The organism is Roseateles sp. (assembly GCF_047654805.1).
In the GTDB taxonomy this organism is placed as follows: Bacteria; Pseudomonadota; Gammaproteobacteria; order Burkholderiales; family Burkholderiaceae_C; genus Pelomonas.
This window is the reverse complement of the sequence record NZ_JASGIV010000001.1, coordinates 5,202,600-5,223,783: the sequence shown is the minus strand read 5'-3', so window position 1 is coordinate 5,223,783 and position 21,184 is coordinate 5,202,600. Positions and strand designations below refer to the sequence as shown.

The following is a 21,184-nucleotide window of genomic DNA, read 5'->3' as shown; positions in this document are numbered from 1 at the left end:
TCCCCTTGCCGCCCCCTATGTTTGGCATCGCTGACTACGGCGCGTTCGTCGCCGCCATCGTGCTGTTTCTCGCCATTCCGGGCCCCGGCAACCTGGCGCTGATCACCTCCACCAGCAAGGGCGGCATCGCTGGTGGCATGGCCGCCACCTTCGGCATCATCGCTGGCGATCAGGTGCTGCTGTGGTTGGCCGTGGCGGGCGTGGCGGCGCTGCTGGCGGCCTATCCGGCGGCCTTCAACGCCGTGCAGTGGGCGGGTGCTGCCTACCTCGCCTGGCTGGGCTGGCGCATGCTGACCGCCAAGCCGGGGCAAGGACCGGTGCTCGACATCAAGCCCCGCCACTACTTCCGGCAGGCTGCGGTCATCACTCTGCTGAACCCCAAGGCCATCGTGTTCTACATGGCCTTCTTCCCGCTGTTCGTCGACCCTGCCCGCCACCAAGGTACGGCCACCTTCGCCGCCATGGCCGCCACCATCGCTGCGCTGACTTTCCTCTACGGCCTGGCGGCCGTGCTGCTGACCCATCAGCTCGCCGAGCGGCTGCGATCCAAGCCCTCGATCACCACCCTGCTCAACAAGATCGCGGGCATCTGCCTGCTCGGCTTCGGCATCAGGCTGGCGCTGTCCAGGTAGACCCCATGGCATCCAAGATTTTCTGTATCGCCAACCAGAAGGGCGGCGTTGGCAAGACCACCACCACCGTCAACCTCGCCGCCGGGCTGGCGCAGATCGGGCAGCGCGTCCTCGTCGTCGACCTGGATCCCCAGGGCAACGCGACCATGGGCTCGGGCATCGACAAGCGCAAGCTGGAAATGACGGTCTATGACGTGCTGCTGGAGTCAGCCACCGTCGCCGAGGCCAAGACCCGCGCCGAGAAGGCCGGTTACGACGTGCTGGGCGCCAACCGCGAACTGGCCGGCGCCGAGGTCGAGCTCGTGGAGCTGGAGCGCCGCGAGGCTCGCCTGAAGTCGGCACTGGCCCAGGCCGGCGCCGACTACGACTTCGTGCTGATCGACTGCCCGCCCTCGCTGTCCATGCTGACACTCAACGGTCTGTGCAGCGCCCACGGCGTCATCGTGCCCATGCAGTGCGAGTACTTCGCACTGGAAGGGTTGACCGACCTGGTCAACACCATCAAGCAGATCCACGCCAACCTGAACCGCGACCTGGAGATCATCGGCCTGCTGCGCGTCATGTTCGACCCGCGCATCACGCTGCAGCAGCAGGTCAGCGACCAGCTCAAGTCCCATTTCGGCGACAAGGTCTTCGACACCGTCATCCCGCGCAACGTGCGGCTGGCCGAGGCCCCCAGCTATGGCTTGCCCGGCGTCGTCTTCGATCCGAGCTCCAAGGGCGCGCAGGCCTTCGTCGACTTCGCCAAGGAGATGGTGCGGCGGATCGAATCCATGCGCTGACGCGCCATGGCGCTGCCCGACATCACGCTCCGCCCAATGACGCCGGCCGACGCCGATGCCGTCGCGGCCCTCCATGCTGCCAGCTGGCGCAGTGCCTACCGTGGTGTCTTCACGGACCAGTACCTCGACCATGAGGCCGCCGCCGAACGCCGCCAGGCATGGCACGCGCGCCTGCAGGCCGGCACCGCCAGCGCCGAATGGGGCCTGATCGCGGAGGATTCAGCAGGTCGCCTGCTGGGCTTCGCCTATGTCATGCCCGACCATGACCCGGATTGGGGCGACTACATCGACAACCTGCACGTAGCCCCCGATCTCAAGGGCGGCGGCATCGGCCGTCGGCTGATGCAGGGTGTGGCAGCGCAACTGCAGCGAGAAGGCTCCACCCGCCCGCTCTATCTCTGGGTGCTGGACGTCAACTGGGCCGCCCGGGGCTTCTACGAGCGCCTGGGTGCCGAGATCAGCGACCGGCAGCTGAGTGAGCCGCTCGCTGGTCAGCAGCACCCGGTATGGCGCTGCGTGTGGCGCCGCCCCTCGGCCCTGCTCGGCGATGCCTGACGCCCGCCTCCAGGCCCTCGCCCTGCGCGCCGAACAGGCCGGACTGGACGCCAGCGCCCCACCCCAGCAGGCTGACATCGATGGCTGGCTGATCCGCCTGTCGCCGGGCAAGGCCAAGCGCTCGCGCTGCATCAACGCGCTGCGCCAGGGCTCGCTGCCGCTGGACGAGCTGCTATCCCGCTGCCAGCAGGCCTACGACGCCGCCGGCCTGCCCCTGGCCGTACGCGTGACGCCCTGGAGCCAGCCGGCCGACCTGGACATGCTGCTCGCCGCCCGGGGCTGGGGCGCCTTCGACGCCGCCGACGTGATGGTGCTGCACGCCCTCGCGCCCGCCGCCCCGCCAGTCGCCCTCCAGGCCCTGGATGCATCCGCCTATGCGGCCCTGGTCGGTGCGCTGCGCGGTTCATCCGACACCGCCATTGCCGCGCACGCCGAGCGCATCGCCAACGCGCCGGTCATCTACCAGGGCTTCGCGCTGAAAGACCCCGACAACCGGTTGCTCGCCTGCGGCCAGATGGTTGTCGACGGCGACATCGTTGGCCTCTACGACATCGCCTCGGCCGCGCCGCGCCAGGGCCACGGCGAGCGCCTGTGCCGAGCACTGCTGGCCCTCGCCCATGGCCAGGGCGCGCGCCAGGCGTATCTGCAGGTCGGCAGCGACAACGCGATCGCACAGCGGCTGTACGCGCGCCTGGGCTTCGTCTTCGCCTACCGCTACCACTACCGCAGCCCCGAGCCCGAACTGCGCTGAGCGCCGCGTCGCCTCTTCCGGCTCCCACATTTGCAGGCTGGCCGTGCGTCGGATGGGCGCACTGGCTGCGTCAACATCGTGCCTTTGCAACAGACGCCGTCCTCATGCTCCACGCCAGCGCCGTCCTTCTTCCCATCGTCGCCGCCCTGAGCCTCGCCAGCGCCCGGGCCGAAGAACCCAAGGCCGACGTGGCCGGCGCAGCTGACCATCCGCTCGTCCGGCGTTTCGCTGGCTCCTGGCTGGCGGGCCAGCGTGTCTCCGAATGGGACTCCGCCACCGTGCCGGCAACGCCCGAGCTGCAGAAGGCCGACCGGTACAAGTTCAAGGACCTCGTCGAGCTGGAAGGCAAGGTCACGCGGCTGCTCTACATCGCACCACGCGGCAAGGCAGCACTGGAGGTGTGGCGCAACTACGAGCAGGCGCTGGCCCAGGCCGGCTTCAAGAAGCGTTTCGCCTGCGAACGCGATTGCAGCGATCTCTACTTCGCCTGGGCCCGCCAACTCGACCCCGCCAAGGGCTTCGCCTGGGCCCAGGGTTCCATCGAAACGCCCACAGGCAGCCGCTACAGCCTGAGCTCGGCCCTGACCTACGACCAGGGGCGCATGCTGGTCGGCACGCTGGGTCGGCCGGGCCAGGAGGCGACGGTGCTGCTCTACAACTCCCTTGCCGCCAATGCCAACACCGGGCTGGTCGCCACCTACCTGCAGATCATCGAGCCCCGGGCCATGGCCACCGGCCAGGTCAGCGTGGACCCCGCTGGCCTGCAAGCCGGCCTGGCGGCGGAAGGACGGGTCACGCTGACCGGCCTCTTCTTTGACACCGGAAAGGCCGAGCTCAAGCCCGAATCCAGGCCCCAGCTCGACGCGATGGCCGAGTTGCTGAAGACACAGCCCGCGCTCAAGGCCTGGATCGTCGGCCACACCGACAACGTCGGCAGCTTCGAGGCCAACGAGAAGCTCAGCCTCGCCCGCGCCCAGGCCGTCGTCGCGTCGCTGACCGCGGCGCCCTACAAGGTCGATGCGAAGCGGCTCGTGCCCAGGGGGCTGGCCAGCTTGGCCCCCATGGCAGGCAACGCAGACGAGGCGGGGCGCGCGAGGAACCGGCGCGTGGAGTTGGTCGCGCAGTAGCGCGCGGCCTTCCTAGAACCGCTGCACCCCACGGCGCGGGATTTGCGATGACATCACGATGGATGTGCGCGTCTCGCCATACTGATTGATGCTGGCGAGGAACTGCTCCAGGTCCTGCATGTCCTTCGCGACCACGGTGAACAGGCAGGAGTCCGCCCCGGTCACGTGCAGGCACTCCAGCACCTGCGGCTTGGCCCTCAGCACCTCGATGAACTTCTGCTTGTAGGGATGCTGGGTCGTGATGGCCACCACGGCTTTGATGACATAGCCTAGGGCTTCCGGCGCGATATCGGCGTGATACCCACGGATGAGGCCGGCTGCCTCCATCTTCCGGACCCGTTCGGCCGTGGCCGGCAGTGACAGCCCGGCGATCTCGGCCAGCGTCTTCAGGGACACGCGAGCATCCTCCTGCAGCGCCGACAGAATGCGCCAGGCCTTCTCATCCACCATGCCAATCACTGATTCACCTTAAATATTTAGACAATTCATCTATCTTGCCTGAGATTCTGCATTCTAGGTTGCGGTTCTACTGCATAGACTTTCTGGCATGGAAGCTTCGCCCCTGCCCCTGCTCCTCAAATCGGCCCTGATCGGCCTGTCCATTGCCGCACCCGTCGGCCCCATCGGCCTGCTATGTATCCAGCGCACGCTGGACCATGGCGCGCGCGTCGGCTTGGCCACCGGCCTGGGCGCGGCCGTCGCGGATGCCCTCTACGGCGCGATCGGTGCCTTCGGCGTGACGGCGGTGATCCGGCTGCTGACCGAGGCGCGCGCCCCGCTGGCGGTGGGCGGAGCGCTCTTTCTGTTGTGGCTGGCCTGGACCGCCTGGCATGGCGCACAAGCCGGGCAGGCGGCCGCCGCCAAGGGCGGCGTCAGGGGCTGGCATGCATTCGGCGGCACCTTCTTGCTGACGCTGTCCAACCCAGCAACCATCCTGTCCTTCATCGCGGTTTTCTCGTCGCTGGCTGCGGGCCTGACGATGGCATCGCCAGCATGGATGATCGCCGGCGTCTTCCTGGGCTCTGCGGTCTGGTGGTTGGTGCTGGTGGGCTTGGTGAGCCGCTTGCGCGAGCGCATGCAGGCAGTACACCTGCGCTGGATACGGCGCGGGTCGGCGGTGCTGCTCGCGGGATTCGCAGCCTGGCAGCTCGCGTCGCTGGCGACGCCTTGAATTGCGACAGCGGCGAGTTCAGTTCTGGATCGACAGCCGATCACCCAGATAGCCGATCACGCGCTCGTCCCGAAAGTAGTTGGTGTGATGCGTGGTCGGTCCCACGCCCAGGGCCTCGAACGTGATGTTGCCGCCCTCGCCCAGCCGGAACATCGAGTCCACGTCCACCACGAGGTCATTGGGGCCGGGGAACACCATGTCGGCTGCGCCGTACTTGATCTGGTCGCCGATATGGCTGAAACGCCTCCAGAACTTCCAGATCGGCTGCGCGCTCTCGTCGGGCTGGAAGGCCGCGCCAATGCCAGACATCTGGGGCGTGCTGAGCCAGGGGTCGGCAAACAACTGCCGCACGTCGCTGTTGTTCTTGACCAATTGCTGCGTCGCAAGCCCTGGCACCAGCCCCACCGCCGCGTCGACGATGGGCGTGGTGCTGCCCAGGTGCAACACCTTGCCGAAGATCTTGGCCAGCAGCGAAACGCCCTCGGCGAATGGCACGATGCCCGTGGCGTGTGCGCTGACCTTGGACACCGCATCGGCGTAGCTGGCGATCATGTCGAGCGCGGCGCGCAGCTTGTCCGGCGCCGCCAGGCTGGTGCCTACCAGCGGCGACGCCACGAAGACCACGCGCTCCACCGGCACGGCCCGCAGCCGCATCAGCCAGCCCACCACCAGGCCCCCACGGCTGTGGCAGACCACGTCGATGGGTGCGCTCACGTTCAGCAGCGCGCGATGCAGGTCCAGCGCGTTGGACCAGGCCGCCACGGACAGCGTTGGGTGGCCAAAGGCCAGGATGGCGCTGTACTTCTGCTGCCAGCTGGCCAGCAGCTTCTTGCCGGCATCGCTTGCCTGCAGCTCGTCGAACCACATCTGCGACTTGCTGAAGGTGCCATGCACCAGCAGCAGAACGCGCCCCTTGTCGATGCTGGGCTGGACGTCGTCCACCAGGTGGCCGTCCTGCCAGCGCTGCATGCGTTGGTCGGGCGTCAGCCAGCCATCGGCCGCGATCAGCTTGTCGGTGACCGCGTTGGCGCCGAAATCGTTGAAGCGAAAGCTCTGCACCACGTCGGCAGGCGCCACGCGGATCGACCGATAGGACCGCCGCCCCGTGCCGCCTGGCGTGGTCGGCGGCGAGTAGACCCAGCGCAGCAGGCCGTCCTCGTCACGCACCAGCTCGACCTTGGCGCGGCCATCGGCATCGCGGGCAGCGGCACGCCGGCGGCGCTGACCAATGGGCAAGGCGCTGACCAGGTTCGGCGCCTCGTCGAGTGCCAGCCGGGTGCTCACGTCGGCCCAGATGTCATGGCTGCTCATGGGTGCTCCCTTCGCGCTGCGCCCTGCCCCTCCAAGCGGAAATGAACCCCTTCGGGCGCTCGTGCCGGGCTCATGGCCTCTCCTCCACGATGGGCAGGGGCGTGATGCCGCTCATGCGCGCTGTCACGATGTCCAGCACCGAATGGAAGTCATCGGCCTCGGACAGCGCATCGATGCCCGACTCCACCGCCTCCACGAACCCGCAGTGCTCGGTGAGACGAACCGTCTCGATCGGCACCAGGCGCCTGGCGCGAATCAGTTGCCTGACCTCGCGGTACGGGGCATTGCCTATCGCCTGCCAGGCAAACCGCTGCAAGCTGGCGGACGAGTTGGGATCCGCGGCACCGGCCATCGCGGCATGTGCGCCGTCGCCACTGACCGCCAGGTAGTCGGCCTGGAAGCTGTTGTGCCGCCAGTAGCCCGGCAGCGCATGGCCGTTGAGCAGGAAGATGACCGGATAGACATCGATCAGCTCAAGGCAGGCGGCGAACAGCAGGGCCAGGTCGATGCAGGTGCCGGAGCGTGCGCCAAGGATGGTGCTGGGCGTGCGCAGGCGCTGCGAGTCGAGCTTGCTGCTATACGACGGCGGCGGGTTGATGTAGCCCAGCCGCCATTCGTGCAGCAAGGCCGACCAGATGGCCTGAACCTGCAGATCGACCTCGCGCAACTGTTCTTCCTCGGTGGTGGGAGCGGCCTGGTAGCCCTCGAAACCCGCGGCCGGGTTGTCGCGCAGGATGCGCACATATCGTTGCGCCAGCTCCACGGCGCCGACCACGGCTGGATCGCGCGGCAGCACGAAGGAGGGCAGCCACTGGCCGTCCTTCTCGTTGTCGCGCCATTGGTCCACCGGCAGCAGCCGCAGCCGATGGCTGTCGCGCGTCAGCACCTTGTCGTTGTGGCTGAGCTGGACCATCAGGGTGCTGTTGACCGCCTCCTGCAGCGAGCGCATCAGCGCGGCCGTGAGCGGCACATGCACGTCGCTGGTCAGGTCGAAGCGCGTCGCAGCAGCCGCGAACCGCTTGCGATAGCTCGCCTGCTCGGGCCCGAGCTGCAGCTCCACGTCGACGCTCAGCCAGTCGTCAGGCCTGGCGCTGCCACGCTCCACGACGATCTGGCGGAACAGCCGCCCGTTATTGTGCAGCACCGAATAATTCAGCTCCTCCTCGGGCAAGGCCAGCAGGCGCGGCGGCGTGTCGGCATCAGGCAACTCGGCTGCGGCAGGCTCGCCTCGCGTGAACGCGGCCTCGTTCAGCGGCGCGCCCATCCACAGCGCTACGCCGGTGGCGCGCGTCGCGTTGGGCTCCTTGCGCGCACGCAGCCAGGCGCTCTCGAACGCCAGCGGCAAGTTCCAGACAGCCTGATCGAGCTGGCTGTAGACCAACTCGAAGAAGAAGTCTGCCAGCTGGTTCTCGACTGCGTCCTGGAAGCCGACGGCCGATAGGGCCGCGCGCTCGGCCGCGATCAGCGCTGCCGTGCGCGCGGCCGAGTTGTCGATGCTCACCGCGACGAAGTAGGCGCAGTGGCTGCCGCCCGCGTTGAGCGCCTCGGCCAGCCGCTGCGCTCCGATCACCGCCGTACCGCTGCTCTCGCCTGCCAGCAACATGCCGTCAGGCACGCTGGCTTCCTTGGCAAGCACGTCGTCCAGCCGCATCGGGCCGAACTCGGCCTCCACAGGCTCACCATCCGGTACCAGGTCGCGCAAGGCCTTCAGGCCGGCCAGATTGTCGAAGCCGCTCAGGTGGATCAGGTCGGGCTTGCGCTGCTTCACCACGTCATGCAGCTGCTGCCAGCTCGGGTCCTTCAGCTCGATCAGCTGGATACCGCCCAGCGCGCGCTTGAGTCGCTTGGTCTCGGCGCTGAAATCCCAGGCCTGGCGCAGGCCGCCCGGTGCGCTCTGCACGTAGAGCAGGCTGGGCTGCGCGGACTTGCGCCACCTCGCCGGTGCCTTGGTCACCACTTCGCGCATCACCGTGAAATGGTGGTTGTCCACGTTGCGATAGCGCCGCGTGGCCTTGGCCAGCAGGTATTCCCAGGGAAAGATGCGGCCCTGCCAGCCCTCACGTTCAGAGACGTAAGGCATGCGCACGACGACGCGCGGCGCGCGGGCCAGCGCCTCCAGATCGGTGTCCTTCAGGCCAAAGCCCTTCAGCGTGCGTGTAGCCTGCTCCTCGCGCCCTGAGCTGGCATCGCTGGAACCGAGCCAGCGTTCACGCGCCCTGAGCACATAGGTCCAGCGCATGGCCTCGGTGTCGAGCCGGCATGCAGGAACGCCCTCGGGCTCGCCGCCCAGAGTGATCGTGCGACCCGGGATGACCAACGAGATCCGGGCCAGAACCGCATCGGTGCCAGCAGTCTTCGACATCACACGCCCCCCACTGAGAGGCGTCATCCTATGCCGGCGGGAGCTGCTTCAAGCGCGCTCCACCTCCGCAGTCTTGCGGATGAAGCTCAGCGCGCCGCAGCGTTCGACGCAACGCTGCGATGCGGGCTCAGACCAGGCCCAGCGTCTCTTCAACGCCCAGGTGCACGTTCATGCTCTGCACGGCCGCGCCGCTGGCGCCCTTGCCGAGGTTGTCCAGGCGGGCAATGACCAGCGCCTGGGTATCTGACGCGAACACGAACAGGTCCACGCGGTTCGTGTCGTTGCAGGCCTGCACGTCGAAGAAGCCGGTCTCCAGCGTGGCCGCGTCGCGCAGCGGCTTCACGTCAATGAAACGCTCGCCTTCGTAGTGCGCGGCCAGCGCGGCCCGCACCTGCTCCGGCGTCGTGCCTGCCTTGAGCTGGCTGAGATGCAGCGGCACGCTGACGGCCAGGCCCTTGTAGAAGCTGCTGACGATGGGCACGAACACCGGCGGCGCGGACAGGCCGGTGTGGGCCATCATCTCCGGCAGGTGCTTGTGCTTCAGGCCCAGCGCATACGGCCGCGGCGCCTGCAGATGGGCGGGCAACGGCTGCTGCTCGTACTCGGCGATCATGGTCTTGCCACCGCCCGAGTAGCCGGTGATGGAAGTCGCACTGACCGCCGCGTCGCGCGGCAGCAGGCCGGCGTCCACCAGCGGACGCACGGCCAGGATGAAGGCACTTGCATGGCAGCCCGGATTGGCGATGCGCTTGGATGCCTGGATGGCGCCGCGCTGTCCACGGGCCAGCTCTGGAAGGCCGAAAGCCCAGCCTGGCGCCGTGCGGTGGGCCGTGCTGGCGTCGATGAGGCAGGTGTTGGCGTTGTTGACCATGAAGGCCGCCTCGCGCGAAGCCGCATCGGGCAGGCACAGGAAGGCCACGTCGGCTGCGTTCAGCAGGCGCGAACGCTCGGCCGGATCCTTGCGCTTGTCGGCGTCGATGCGCAGCACCTCGATGTCGGTACGGGCCGCGAGGTACTCGTGGATCCGCAAACCAGTGGTGCCTTCCTGGCCATCCACAAACACCTTGAACGTCATTGCCGCTGCTCCAAGCACTGAAAATCGAGCCGTCAAGGATAAGGGCAAACCATGAATCCATCGCGCGTACTGCTTCTCCCCGGCTGGCAGAACTCCGGCCCCGAGCACTGGCAAAGCCGCTGGGAACGGCTGCACGGCGACCAGCGCGTGGAGCAGCACGACTGGCACTGGCCCCGACGCGGCGACTGGATGGCAAGGCTGGATGAAGTGCTGCTGCAGGACGATGCGCCAGCGCTGCTCGTGGCTCATTCGCTGGGCTGCCAGCTGGTGGCCAGCTGGGCGGAGCACTCCCAGCACACGGCGCGCGTGAGGGGTGCCCTGCTCGTCGCACCACCGGACACCGAGCGTGAGGACATGCCGCCGCAGCTGCACAACTGGCGCCCCATACGCCGCTCGGCGCTACCCTTTCCCAGCGTCACCGTCATCAGCAGCGATGACCCGTATGGCGCCGCAGAGCGCGCCACGCAGATGGCGGCCGACTGGGGCAGCAGCGTCGTCATCGCCGGACCGCGGGGTCACCTGAATGCCGAGTCGGGCCTGGGCGACTGGCCGGAGGGCCGCGAGCTGCTGCTCGGCCTGCTCAGGGCATGAAGAAGGGCTGAAGGACAATCCGCGTCCATGGCGACCAAGAAACCCAAAGGCCTCGGCCTCGGCCTCGAAGCCCTGCTCGGCCCCAAAGTCAGCGACAGCCCCGCGCCCGAGCGCGACGGCACGCCCAGCACGCTCAGGCTGGAACAGATGCAGGCCGGCAAGTACCAGCCGCGCACACGCATGGACGAGGGCTCGCTGTACGAGCTGGCCGAGAGCATCAAGGCACAGGGCATCATGCAGCCCATCCTGGTGCGGCCCCTTTCGTCCAGTACAGCACCCGGCGGAGCCGCAGCCTACGAGATCATCGCCGGCGAGCGGCGCTTTCGCGCGGCCAAGCTTGCCGGCCTGCGCGAGGTACCCGTGCTGGTGAAGGCCGTGCCCGATGAGTCCGCTGCCGCCATGGCGCTGATCGAGAACATCCAGCGCGAGGACCTGAATCCGCTCGAAGAGGCTCAGGGCCTCAAGCGCCTGACCGACGAGTTCGGCCTGACGCACGAGCAGGCGGCCCAGGCCGTGGGCCGCTCGCGCAGCGCGGCGAGCAACCTGCTGCGCCTGCTCAACCTCAGCGCGCCGGTGCAGAACATGCTGATGGCAGGCGATCTCGACATGGGCCATGCTCGCGCGCTGCTGCCGCTGGACGGCGCCGTGCAGATCACCACGGCCAGCGAGATTGCGGCCAAGAAGCTCAGCGTGCGCGAGGCCGAGAAGCTGGTCGCCAAGACCCAGGGCGCCGCGCGCCAGGCGCCGCTGCTGCGCGTGAAGAGCGACAAGAGCCGCGATGTGCTGCGCCTGGAAGAGGAGCTGGCCGACGCACTTGGTGCCACGGTCGAAGTGCGCGTGAAGAAGGCCACCAAGCGCGGCGGCCAAAGCGGCGAACTGGCCATCCATTTCGATTCGCTGGACGCACTGTCGGGCATCCTCGACAAGCTGCGCGGCGCCTGACACGCTTGCCGCCGTGCCGTGCGGCAATGCGCTGCACCACGGTGTGTGACAACGCTGCCCCGGCATTCCGGGGACGGTTGATGAAGCCTGCGCCACCATGCTCCGGCACCGCAACAGTTCTTCACGGGCGACAGTGTCTGCGGCCCGCCACAAGGCCTCCCTGTTCGTGTGGTTTGCCCGGCGGGTGACAGGTCTTGCCTGGTCTGCGGGCGTATGCTGGTCCGGCACCCTGTCAACGAAAAAGCGGGCAGACGTGTTGGTGGGCTAGCGGCGGCTTATCCTTGCGTTGAGACGCAGCCGGCAGCCCGGAGTTGCTGGCCAGCCGAGTGGAGAGTTCTGATGACGCCTTGCAGTTGAGGCGCGATCAGAACCCCCCAGTCCCCCGGGCACGGATCGTGCCTGCGGCCCTGTGGAGTTCAAACCGCAGGAGGTCGCATGGACGTCATCAGCCATTTCGCAGCGCGCTTCGAGCGCAGCAAGGTCGAGGAGCTCTCGCTGGAGGACTACCTCGCGGAGTGCAAGAAGAACCCGCTGGCCTATGCCACGGCTGCCGAGCGCATGCTGCAGGCCATCGGCGAGCCGCAGATGCTGGACACCCGCAACGATCCGCGGCTGTCGCGCCTGTTCGCCAACAAGACCATCAAGATCTATCCGGCCTTTGCCGAGTTCTACGGCCTGGAAGAGGCCATCGAGCAGGTGGTGTCCTATTTCAGGCATGCCGCGCAGGGCCTGGAGGAGAAGAAGCAGATCCTCTACCTGCTGGGGCCAGTGGGCGGCGGCAAGAGTTCCATCGCCGAACGGCTCAAGCAGCTGATGGAGCACGTACCCTTTTACGCGCTGGCCGGCTCGCCGGTGAACGAGTCGCCACTGGGCCTCTTCGACCCCATCGAGGACGGCCCGCTGCTGGAGCGCGACTACGGTATCCCGCGCCGCTACCTGAACCGCATCCTGAGCCCGTGGGCCGTGAAGCGGCTGGACGAGTTCGGCGGCGACATCCGCAAGTTCAAGGTCGTCAAGCGCTACCCCAGCGTGCTCAAGCAGATCGGCGTATCCAAGACCGAACCGGGCGATGAGAACAACCAGGACATCTCCAGCCTGGTCGGCAAGGTCGACATCCGCAAGCTGGAAACCTTTGCGCAGGACGACCCCGACGCCTACAGCTACAGCGGCGGCCTGTGCCTGTCCAACCAGGGCCTGCTGGAATTCGTCGAGATGTTCAAGGCGCCGATCAAGGTGCTGCATCCCCTGCTCACCGCCACCCAGGAGGGCAACTACAAGGGCACCGAGGGCTTCGGCGCCATCCCCTTCGACGGCATCGTCCTGGCACACAGCAACGAGAGCGAGTGGAAGACCTTCCGCAACAACAAGAACAACGAGGCCTTCCTCGACCGTGTCTACATCGTCAAGGTGCCCTACTGCCTGCGAGTCAGCGAGGAAGTGAAGATCTACGAGAAGCTGATCCGCGGCTCGTCACTGGCCGAAGCCAAGTGCGCCCCCGGCACATTGAAGATGATGAGCCAGTTCGCCGTGCTCACCCGGCTGAAGGAGCCCGAGAACTCGTCGCTGTATTCCAAGATGCAGATCTACGACGGCGAGAACCTGAAGGACACCGACCCGCGTGCCAAGAGCTACCAGGAGTACCGCGACTACGCCGGCGTGGACGAGGGCATGAGCGGCATCAGCACGCGCTTCGCCTACAAGATCCTGTCCAAGGTCTTCAACTTCGATTCATCAGAGGTCGCCGCCAACCCGGTGCACCTGATGTACGTGCTGGAGCAGCAGATCGAGCGCGAGCAGTTCCCCAAGGAGCTAGAGGAGAAGTACGTCGGCTACATCAAGGAGCAGCTGTCGCCGCGCTATGCCGAGTTCATCGGCAAGGAGATCCAGACCGCCTACCTGGAAAGCTACAGCGAGTACGGCCAGAACATCTTCGACCGCTACGTGACCTATGCCGACTACTGGATCCAGGACCAGGAGTACCGCGACACCGACACCGGCGAGGTGTTCGACCGCAGTGCGCTGAACGCCGAGCTGGAGAAGATCGAGAAGCCGGCCGGCATCTCCAACCCCAAGGACTTCCGCAACGAGATCGTCAACTTCGTGCTGCGTGCGCGCGCCAACAACGCGGGCAAGAACCCGCTGTGGACCAGCTACGAGAAGCTGCGCACCGTCATCGAGAAGAAGATGTTCTCCAACACGGAGGAGCTGCTGCCCGTCATCAGCTTCAACGCCAAGGCCAGCGCGGAAGACGCCAAGAAGCACGAGAACTTCGTGCAGCGCATGGTGGACAAGGGCTATACCGCCAAGCAGGTGCGCCTGCTGTGCGAGTGGTATCTGAGGGTTCGCAAGTCCAGCTAAGAAAGCAGGCCGCGCGATGTCGCTTCAACAGATCATCGACCGACGACTGTCCGGAAAGAACAAGTCCATCGGCAACCGCGAGCGCTTCCTGCGCCGCCACAAGGAGCAGATCCGCGAGGCGGTCAAACGCGCCGTGGACGGCCGCGGCATCCGCGACATGGAGCGCGGCGAGGACGTGCACATCCCGAAAAAGGACCTCAGCGAACCCATCTTCGGTCACGGTGATGGCGGCATCCGCGAGGTCGTGCGGCCAGGCAACCAGGAGTATGTGAAGGGCGACCGCATCGCCAAGCCCAAGGGTGGACAAGGTGGTGGCGGTGGCGGCGAGGCCAGCGATTCCGGCGAGGGCGAGGACGACTTCGTCTTCCACCTCAGCAAGGAAGAGTTCATGCAGGTCTTCTTCGACGATCTGGCCTTGCCCAACCTCGCCCGCACCACGCTGGCCGACACGCCAGAGTGGCGCACCCAGCGTGCCGGCTTCGTGTCCGATGGAACGCCCACCAACCTGCACGTGGTGCGCTCCATGCGCGGCGCCCTGGGCAGGCGCATCGCGCTTGGCATGGACAAGCGCCGCGAGCTGCACGAGCTGGAGGTGCGCGAGCAGGAGTTGCTCAAGGAAGACCGGCCCGAGACCCCCCGCTTGCTCGCCGAGACGCGGGCGCGCATCCAGCATCTGCGCGAGCGCATCAGCGCGATTCCCTTCCTCGACCCCATCGACCTGCGCTTTCGCTCGCGCGTGCGCATCCCGGTGCCCACAACGCGCGCCGTGATGTTCTGTCTGATGGACGTTTCAGGCTCCATGGACGAGAGCCGCAAGGACCTGGCCAAGCGCTTCTTCATCCTGCTGTACCTCTTCCTCACGCGGCACTACGAGAAGATCGACGTCGTCTTCATCCGCCACCACACGCAGGCCCAAGAAGTGGACGAACAGAACTTCTTCCACGCCACCGAGACCGGCGGTACCGTCGTCTCCTCGGCCCTGGTGCTGATGGAGCAGATCATCCGCGAGCGCTACTCGCCCACCGAGTGGAACATCTACGGCGCCCAGGCCAGTGACGGCGACAACTGGCACCACGACAGCGGCCGCTGCCGCGAGCTTCTGGCCGACAAGCTCCTGCCGCTATGCCGCTACTTCGCCTACGTGCAGGTTGCCGAGCCCGAACAGAACCTGTGGGACGAGTACCAGAAGCTCGCCGAGGACCAGCCCCACTTCGCGATGCGCAAGGCCGTCGAGGCCTCGGAGATCTACCCGGTCTTCCGCGATCTGTTCAAGAAGGAAGGGGCGGCAGCATGAGCAGCAAGGAGGACCGCCGTCGCCACGGCCATCCGGCATTGCCGCCGGCCGGCACGCCCGACCGCCGCCAGCGCCAGCCACTGCGGCACATGAAGCCACTGCTGCAGCGGCCCAGCCAGCCCCTGCCATCGCCCAACGACTGGACCTTCCAGCTCATCGAGGACTACCACTCCGTCATCAAGCAAACGGCCGAGCGCTTCGGCCTGGACACCTATGCCAACCAGCTGGAGGTCATCACCGCCGAGCAGATGATGGACGCCTATGCCTCCGTGGGCATGCCAGTGAACTACCGCCACTGGAGCTACGGCAAGGAGTTCATCGCCACCGAACGCAACTACCGGCGTGGCCAGATGGGCCTGGCCTACGAGATCGTCATCAACTCCGACCCCTGCATCGCCTATCTGATGGAGGAGAACACGCTGGCCATGCAGGCCCTGGTCATCGCGCACGCCTGCTACGGTCACAACAGCTTCTTCAAGGGCAACTACCTGTTCCGCATGTGGACGGATGCCTCATCCATCATCGACTATCTCGTCTACGCCAAGAACTACGTCGCTGACTGCGAGGAGCGCCATGGGCTGGACGCCGTCGAAACCCTGCTGGACAGCTGCCACGCGCTGATGAATCACGGCGTGGACCGCTACCGCCGCCCGGCCAAACTGTCGCTCGCCGAAGAGCGCGCGCGGGTCAAGGATCGCGAGCACCACGCGCAGTCCCAGATCAACGACCTCTGGCGCACGCTGCCGCGCAAGCCCGACCGCCCCGACGAGGCCGCCGAGAGCCGCCGCTTCCCCGAGGAACCGCAAGAGAATCTGCTGTACTTCATCGAGAAGAACGCACCTCTGCTGGAACCCTGGCAGCGCGAGATCGTGCGCATCGTGCGCAAGATCGCGCAGTATTTCTATCCGCAGCGCCAGACCCAGGTCATGAACGAAGGCTGGGCCACGTTCTGGCATCACCGGCTGCTGAACCAGATGTACGACGACGGCTACCTGTCGGACGGCATGATGATCGAGTGGCTCAAGTCGCACACTAACGTCGTCTATCAGCACCCGGGCGCCAACCTCAACCCCTACGCGTTGGGCTTCGCGATGTACACCGACATCCGGCGCATCTGTGAGAACCCCACCGACGAGGATCGTGACTGGTTCCCCGACATCGCCGGCAGCGACTGGCTGCCCACGCTGGACCATGCAATGCGCAACTTCAAGGACGAGAGCTTCATCGGCCAATACCTGAGTCCGAAACTGATGCGCGACTTCCGGCTCTTCTCCGTCCTCGACGACGAGTCCAAGAGCGAGTACGAGATCTCCGCCATCCACGACGAGAGCGGCTATCGCCACCTGCGCCAGGCCTTGTCGCGCCAGTACGACCTCTCCACGCGCGAGCCCAACATCCAGGTCTGGAACGTCAATCTGCGCGGCGACCGATCCCTCACGCTGCGCCATGTGCAGCACCTGAACCGCCCGCTGCACGACAGCGCGCAGGAGGTACTCAAGCATGTCGGCCGGCTGTGGGGCTTCGCGGTCAACCTCGAAAGCGTCAACGGTCATGGCGACGTGACGCGGCGATGGAACGTGCCGGCGCAGGCGGACTGACCCAGCTGCCTCGCCCTGTCGCGGGCCCTAGCCGTGCAATGCCAGGAACGTCGGCACCAGCAACGCGATCAGCTCACCTTCCATGCCTGATGCCACGGCGTTCCGGCCTTGTCTCGACGCTCCGGCGCCTCCAGACGCCGCCGGATGTCCGCACGCCCGGGCTGTGTCTGCAAGGCCTGCCTGAGCAATGAGATAGCCCACGCAGTACGACCATAGGCCGCATAGACCTCTGCCCCGCTCAGCGGATCGGATGTCGTCCTGACTGCAACTGCGCCAACGGCCTGGCCGGTCGCGCTGCATGGACGCGCGCCATCAAGCCGCACCCAGCAAGCCATCGAGAAGTCCGATCCGTCCGGTAGGCGTCAACCGCAACTCTCGCGACCCGACAACTCGCTGCAACCAACCCTTGGCCAGCAAGGCGTCGAGCCAGGCCACCGCCAGTGGCCCCGCGAAATGGTCGCGGCGCTCTGACCAGTCGACGCAGTCGTACAACACGCGGCCGTTCGGCCGCAAGCCGTCCGGCGCCAGCTCCGCCAGCGCCGCGCGACCGGCGACGGTCAGCTCGTAACGACCATCCTGCGTGGCCGCGACCCAGCCCTTGGCCAGCAACGCTTCTCGCCACTGCACGCCCAGCTGGCCCGCCAGATGTCCGTAGCACGTGCGCGCATGGCGCAGGCCGCGCATGTCGGGGCGCTGCCAGCGCTTCAGGTCGGCTGCCGGTTGACTGCCGGTTGACTGCCAGCGCCATCGCGCGCATCAGCAACGCGCAGCAACGCCTCCAACGCATGCGCCACGTCGCCGTCGGCCAGGCCGAAGTAGCGGTGCCGGCCCTGCGGGCGCACATGGGCCAGGCCTTCGTCGACCAGCAGCTTCAGGTGCGCCGACATCGTCGCAGCGCTGACGCCGGCATTCACCGCCAGCTCGCCCGCTGTGTGCAGCCTGCCGTCCAGCAGACGCGCCAGCGTGCGCGCCCGCGTCGGGTCGGCAATCGCTGCAGCGACGCGGGCCAACCGCGGCTCGGCATTCATCACGGTGCCTGCGTTCTGTCGTTCAAGCCGTAGTCGCGCACGACGTAGGCGACGCGCAGCCGGTAGTCCGCAAACAGCCCGTCCCGGCCGACCGCCTGGGCCTGGCGATGTCGCTCCATCTCGCGCCAGCGCCGCACGGCCTCCTCATCACGCCAGAAGGACAGCGACAGCAGCTTGTCCGGTTGCGTCAAGCTCTGGAAGCGCTCGACCGAGATGAAACCGTCCATCTGCTCCAGCAGCAGCTTCAGCGCAGCGGCGTGATCGAGATAGGTCTGACGGCCCTCGCGCGCGGGTTGAACTTCGAAGATGACGGCGATCATGGCTGCACATCCTCACAGAAAGTACGCGTCTCGCGCAGGATGAATCGCTGCGCCTTGGCGAACTCGAAGTTGGCCAGCGCCTCAGAGTCGGCCTTCAGCCGCACGCGGTAGGCCTCGTAGTCGGCCAGCGAGTCGAAGCCGACCAATCCCCAGGCTTCGTTGTTCGTGCCCTCCCAGGGCAGCCAGTAGCCCAGCAGTCGGCCGCCCAGGCGCGGAATGATGCGGCCCCAGGCCTGGGCGTACTCGCGGAAGGCTTCGCGCTGGAAGGGGTCCAGCTCGTAGCGGATGAAGCAGGTGATAGCGGACATGGCGGCACCGGAGGTTTGTCGAGCCGACAATGTGCGCCGTCATCAGCGCCGGACGCTTAGGCGTGCAGCGAAGCGTCGCCGCTTACCGGCTGCACGACTGGAACGCACGGCTCGCTGTCGAACGCGCCGGTCCGGACATCGAAACCCGACCGTGGCCAGGAATGCTCGAAGCTTGGCCGCCCGTCCAGCTGCACGCGGTGCGTGTGCTCCTCGTGCTGACGCCGAATCGGATCAGGTCCAGGCCTTGACCAGCAGCCGCATGGCATCGGCCAGTACGGTGCTGAGGTCGTCCGTCGTTGCCGTTGAGTCCGACTGCAGCGCCACGACCACCCAGGGCGGACGCCCGTGCGGCGGGAACACCAGCGCCACGTCGTTGACGGCCCCGCGCGCTCCCGTGCCTGTCTTGTCGATGACGCGCCAACCGCTGTCCGGTACTCCAGCACGCAGCCGCTTGAGGCCCGTCCGCGAGGCCTGCAGGTCCGCCCACAGCCGTGCCTGGCTGGTGCGCGTGAGGCCGGCGCCGAGCAGCAGATGCCGAAGCGACTTCGCGAACCCGCGGGGCGTGCTGGTGTCGCGCAGGTCCCCTGGTACGTTCTCGTTGAGTTCGGTTTCCCAACGGTCCAGGCGCGTAACGTCGTCGCCCTGCTGGTGCAGCCACGCCGTCAGGCCCGCGGGCGACTCGCAGCAGTGGCGCAGCAGCACGTTGGCGCCCGGGTTGTCGCTCTCTACGACGATGCCCTGCACCAGCTCGGCCAGTGTCGCGCGTCCGCGGGGCAGCAGGCGGTCGAAGGTCGGCGAATGCGGCACGCGCTCGCTCTCCCGCAGCGGTACCGTGTCGTCCCAACCCCAGCGGCCGGCCTCCACGCCGTGTGCGACACGCGCGGCCAGCAAGATCTTGAAGGTCGACGCGATGGCAAAGCGTTCGTCGGCTCGATGCCCGAGCATGCGGCCACTGCCCGTGTCGATGGCGAAGAACCCCAACCGCCCCCGCACCCGTCGCTCCAGCACGGCGAAATCGGGGAGCTGGGCAGCGAGAACAGCCGACGGCGCGAAGGCCAGGCCAGCGAGAAGGGGACGGCGTTGCATGCGCCGCATTCTGGTTCAAGGCAGTGGGTGCAAACCCATTCACGCCACTGAGTGCACCCTCCGCAGATTCATGCATCTCCGGGGCGAATGCCAGGCCGGGCGGCTCGCGGCGATGAGCAAGGCATCAGAGATGCGGCATCTCAGGCCGCAAAAATCTTCCCCGGGTTGAGGATCCCCGCCGGGTCCATCGCCACCTTCACCGCCCGCATCACCGCTACAGCCCCCTCGCCCGTCTCTTCGAGCAAGAAGCGCTGCTTGTGCAGGCCAATGCCATGCTCGCCGGTGCATGTGCCCTCGAGCGCGATCGCCCGCGCCACCATCTGCGCGCTCAGCTGCTCGGCCATGGCCAGTTCCTCGGGCCGCGCCGGGTCCAGCAGATAGGCCATATGGAAGTTGCCATCGCCGACGTGCCCGACGATGAAATAGGGCAGGCCGGTGGCCTCGACCTCGGCGATGCTGGCATTGATGTTCTCGGCCAGCCGCGAGATGGGCACGCAGGTGTCCGTCGTGACCGCGCGGCAGCCAGGGCGCATCTGCAGGCCTGACAGATAGGCGTGATGCCGTGCCGTCCACAGGCGCGTACGAGCCTCGGGCGTCGTGGCCCACTCGAAAGCCTCGCCGCCATGGTCAGCCGCGACCTCCTGCACCACGGCTGCCTGCTCGGCCACGCCCGCCTCGCTGCCGTGGAACTCCATCAGCAGCATGGGCAGCTCCTTCAACCCCAGACTGTCATGCGCATTGACGGCCTTGATCGCATTCGTGTCCAGCAGCTCGCAGCGCGCGATAGGTACCCCGATCTGTATGACCTGCATGGCCGTGCGCACAGCGGCGTCGATGCTGGGGAAGAAACAGACCGCCGCCGACACCGCCTCAGGCAGCGGATGCACCTTGACCGTCAGCTCGGTGATGACGCCCAGCGTGCCTTCGCTGCCGATGACCAGGCGCGTCAGGTCATAGCCCGCGCTGCTCTTCTTCGCACGCGAGCCGCTGCGGACGACCTCACCGGCGGCCGACACGAAGCGCAGCCCGAGCACGTTCTCGCGCATCGTGCCGTAGCGCACCGCATTCGTGCCGCTGGCACGTGTCGCGGCCATGCCGCCAAGCGATGCGTCCGCGCCGGGATCGATGGGAAAGAACAGGCCCTCGTGCCTGAGCGCCTCGTTCAGCGCCTTGCGCGTGACGCCGGGCTGCACCGTCACTGTCAGGTCTTCTGCATCGACACGCAGGATCTGGTTCATGCGCGAAACGTCCAGGCTGATACCACCCCGCACGGCCAGCAGATGACCCTCCAGCGACGAGCCCGCGCCATAGGGAATGACCGGCACGCGATGCTCGGCACACAACCCGACGACGCGTGCCACCTCGGCCTCGCTCTCGGCGAAGACGACAGCCTGCGGCGGGGGCACATCGAAGACGGATTCGTCGCGGCCATGCTGTTCGCGCACGGCCAGCGCCGTCGAGCAGCGCGTGCCGAACTCGGCCTGCAGCACGGCCAGCAGGCTTTGCGGCAGCGCCACGGTGACGGCATCAATGGGGGCGGGCGCGTTCATCGGTGACTCTCCTGATCCACATCAGCCGATTGTGTTGCAGTGCGCCGCCGACAGTGCCAGCATGGACCTTGTCCACACCGGGAGCCTCCCACCATGAACATGACCTGGCTGCTGCTGATCCTGGCCGTCGCGCTGATTGCACTCGGGGCCTTGCGCTTCGACGTGCTTCTGGCGCGCTGGCGCGAACTGACGGGCCGTCAGCCCGGCGTGGGCGGGGCACCGCCGCCCGACCCGGCCGCCGAGCGCCAGCCCGGCAACACCGGCCTGCGCCCGCATGCAGCGCCCACGCACAAGCCCGACTTCCATCGCAGCGGCCGCCGACATTGACGGCCTGACGAGAATG

22 protein-coding genes are annotated in these 21,184 nt (G+C 67.1%); 12 read left to right on the top strand and 10 right to left on the bottom strand.

Going from position 1 to position 21,184, the window contains the following annotated elements:
* The first annotated feature begins 17 nt into the window (after positions 1-17).
* The 5 genes from QM732_RS23590 to QM732_RS23570 all read left to right on the top strand — a co-directional run bounded on the left by QM732_RS23590 (position 18) and on the right by QM732_RS23570 (position 3,847).
* Positions 18-632 (top strand): LysE family translocator, encoded by a 615-nt coding sequence (locus QM732_RS23590; protein WP_415658524.1) that lies wholly within the window; start codon positions 18-20, stop codon positions 630-632.
* 5 nt (positions 633-637) lie between these two features.
* A complete protein-coding gene (locus tag QM732_RS23585; protein WP_415658523.1) occupies positions 638-1,414 on the top strand; it encodes a ParA family protein in 777 nt (258 codons plus the stop codon).
* Positions 1,415-1,420: 6 nt separating this feature from the next.
* Positions 1,421-1,969 carry a GNAT family N-acetyltransferase gene (locus QM732_RS23580; RefSeq protein ID WP_415658522.1) on the top strand — a complete coding sequence of 183 codons (549 nt, stop codon included), beginning with the start codon at positions 1,421-1,423 and terminating at the stop codon, positions 1,967-1,969.
* Positions 1,962-2,720: a GNAT family N-acetyltransferase gene (locus tag QM732_RS23575; protein ID WP_415658521.1), complete on the top strand. Its 759-nt coding sequence runs from the start codon at positions 1,962-1,964 to the stop codon at positions 2,718-2,720. Before QM732_RS23580 ends, QM732_RS23575 begins: the two co-directional genes overlap by 8 nt.
* A 104-nt stretch (positions 2,721-2,824) precedes the next feature.
* The gene (locus QM732_RS23570) at positions 2,825-3,847 is read left to right on the top strand and encodes an OmpA family protein (protein ID WP_415658520.1); all 1,023 of its coding nucleotides are present in this window, start codon (positions 2,825-2,827) and stop codon (positions 3,845-3,847) included.
* A 12-nt stretch (positions 3,848-3,859) separates the two neighbouring features.
* On the opposite strand, the gene QM732_RS23565 is transcribed toward QM732_RS23570, so the two are convergent.
* Positions 3,860-4,243 carry an Lrp/AsnC family transcriptional regulator gene (locus QM732_RS23565; protein WP_415658519.1) on the bottom strand — a complete coding sequence of 128 codons (384 nt, stop codon included), beginning with the start codon at positions 4,241-4,243 and terminating at the stop codon, positions 3,860-3,862.
* A 151-nt stretch (positions 4,244-4,394) separates the two neighbouring features.
* Here QM732_RS23565 and QM732_RS23560 point away from each other — a divergent pair, with 151 nt between their 5' ends.
* On the top strand, positions 4,395-5,018 hold the full coding sequence (locus QM732_RS23560) for a LysE family translocator (RefSeq protein WP_415658518.1): 624 nt from the start codon (positions 4,395-4,397) through the stop codon (positions 5,016-5,018).
* An 18-nt stretch (positions 5,019-5,036) separates the two neighbouring features.
* Here QM732_RS23560 and QM732_RS23555 read toward each other — a convergent pair whose 3' ends face one another.
* The 3 genes from QM732_RS23555 to argC form a co-directional block, all read right to left on the bottom strand.
* Positions 5,037-6,329: an esterase/lipase family protein gene (locus tag QM732_RS23555; protein WP_415658517.1), complete on the bottom strand. Its 1,293-nt coding sequence runs from the start codon at positions 6,327-6,329 to the stop codon at positions 5,037-5,039.
* 70 nt (positions 6,330-6,399) lie between these two features.
* On the bottom strand, positions 6,400-8,691 hold the full coding sequence (locus tag QM732_RS23550; protein ID WP_415658516.1) for a hypothetical protein: 2,292 nt from the start codon (positions 8,689-8,691) through the stop codon (positions 6,400-6,402).
* A 127-nt stretch (positions 8,692-8,818) separates the two neighbouring features.
* On the bottom strand, positions 8,819-9,766 hold the full coding sequence (argC, locus tag QM732_RS23545) for an N-acetyl-gamma-glutamyl-phosphate reductase (protein WP_415658515.1): 948 nt from the start codon (positions 9,764-9,766) through the stop codon (positions 8,819-8,821).
* A gap of 51 nt (positions 9,767-9,817) precedes the next feature.
* On the opposite strand from argC, the gene QM732_RS23540 reads away from it, so the two are divergent.
* From QM732_RS23540 to QM732_RS23520, 5 genes are all read left to right on the top strand, one after another.
* Positions 9,818-10,357: an RBBP9/YdeN family alpha/beta hydrolase gene (locus tag QM732_RS23540; protein WP_415658514.1), complete on the top strand. Its 540-nt coding sequence runs from the start codon at positions 9,818-9,820 to the stop codon at positions 10,355-10,357.
* Positions 10,358-10,384: 27 nt separating this feature from the next.
* A complete protein-coding gene (locus tag QM732_RS23535; RefSeq protein ID WP_415658513.1) occupies positions 10,385-11,299 on the top strand; it encodes a ParB/RepB/Spo0J family partition protein in 915 nt (304 codons plus the stop codon).
* A gap of 435 nt (positions 11,300-11,734) precedes the next feature.
* A complete protein-coding gene (locus QM732_RS23530) occupies positions 11,735-13,657 on the top strand; it encodes a PrkA family serine protein kinase (RefSeq protein ID WP_415658512.1) in 1,923 nt (640 codons plus the stop codon).
* A gap of 16 nt (positions 13,658-13,673) precedes the next feature.
* Positions 13,674-14,951: a YeaH/YhbH family protein gene (locus tag QM732_RS23525; protein WP_415658511.1), complete on the top strand. Its 1,278-nt coding sequence runs from the start codon at positions 13,674-13,676 to the stop codon at positions 14,949-14,951.
* 89 nt (positions 14,952-15,040) lie between these two features.
* Positions 15,041-16,549 (top strand): SpoVR family protein, encoded by a 1,509-nt coding sequence (locus QM732_RS23520; RefSeq protein WP_415659432.1) that lies wholly within the window; start codon positions 15,041-15,043, stop codon positions 16,547-16,549.
* A 312-nt stretch (positions 16,550-16,861) separates the two neighbouring features.
* On the opposite strand, the gene QM732_RS23515 is transcribed toward QM732_RS23520, so the two are convergent.
* From QM732_RS23515 to QM732_RS23490, 6 genes are all read right to left on the bottom strand, one after another.
* Entirely contained in the window at positions 16,862-17,233 is a 372-nt protein-coding gene (locus QM732_RS23515) for a hypothetical protein (protein ID WP_415658510.1), read from the bottom strand.
* 20 nt (positions 17,234-17,253) lie between these two features.
* Positions 17,254-17,577, bottom strand: coding sequence for an ArsR/SmtB family transcription factor (locus QM732_RS23510; RefSeq protein WP_415658509.1), 324 nt, complete (start codon positions 17,575-17,577; stop codon positions 17,254-17,256).
* Positions 17,577-17,897 (bottom strand): antibiotic biosynthesis monooxygenase family protein, encoded by a 321-nt coding sequence (locus QM732_RS23505; protein ID WP_415658508.1) that lies wholly within the window; start codon positions 17,895-17,897, stop codon positions 17,577-17,579. Before QM732_RS23505 ends, QM732_RS23510 begins: the two co-directional genes overlap by 1 nt.
* Positions 17,894-18,205 (bottom strand): NIPSNAP family protein, encoded by a 312-nt coding sequence (locus tag QM732_RS23500; RefSeq protein WP_415658507.1) that lies wholly within the window; start codon positions 18,203-18,205, stop codon positions 17,894-17,896. The genes QM732_RS23505 and QM732_RS23500 overlap by 4 nt, the downstream gene beginning before the upstream one ends.
* Positions 18,206-18,436: 231 nt before the next feature.
* Positions 18,437-19,291: a class A beta-lactamase gene (gene bla, locus QM732_RS23495; RefSeq protein ID WP_415658506.1), complete on the bottom strand. Its 855-nt coding sequence runs from the start codon at positions 19,289-19,291 to the stop codon at positions 18,437-18,439.
* 140 nt (positions 19,292-19,431) lie between these two features.
* Positions 19,432-20,841 (bottom strand): FAD-binding oxidoreductase, encoded by a 1,410-nt coding sequence (locus QM732_RS23490; protein WP_415658505.1) that lies wholly within the window; start codon positions 20,839-20,841, stop codon positions 19,432-19,434.
* Between the two features lie 93 nt (positions 20,842-20,934).
* Between QM732_RS23490 and QM732_RS23485 the strand changes: the two genes are divergently transcribed.
* Positions 20,935-21,168: a hypothetical protein gene (locus QM732_RS23485; protein ID WP_415658504.1), complete on the top strand. Its 234-nt coding sequence runs from the start codon at positions 20,935-20,937 to the stop codon at positions 21,166-21,168.
* Positions 21,169-21,184: the final 16 nt, after the last annotated feature.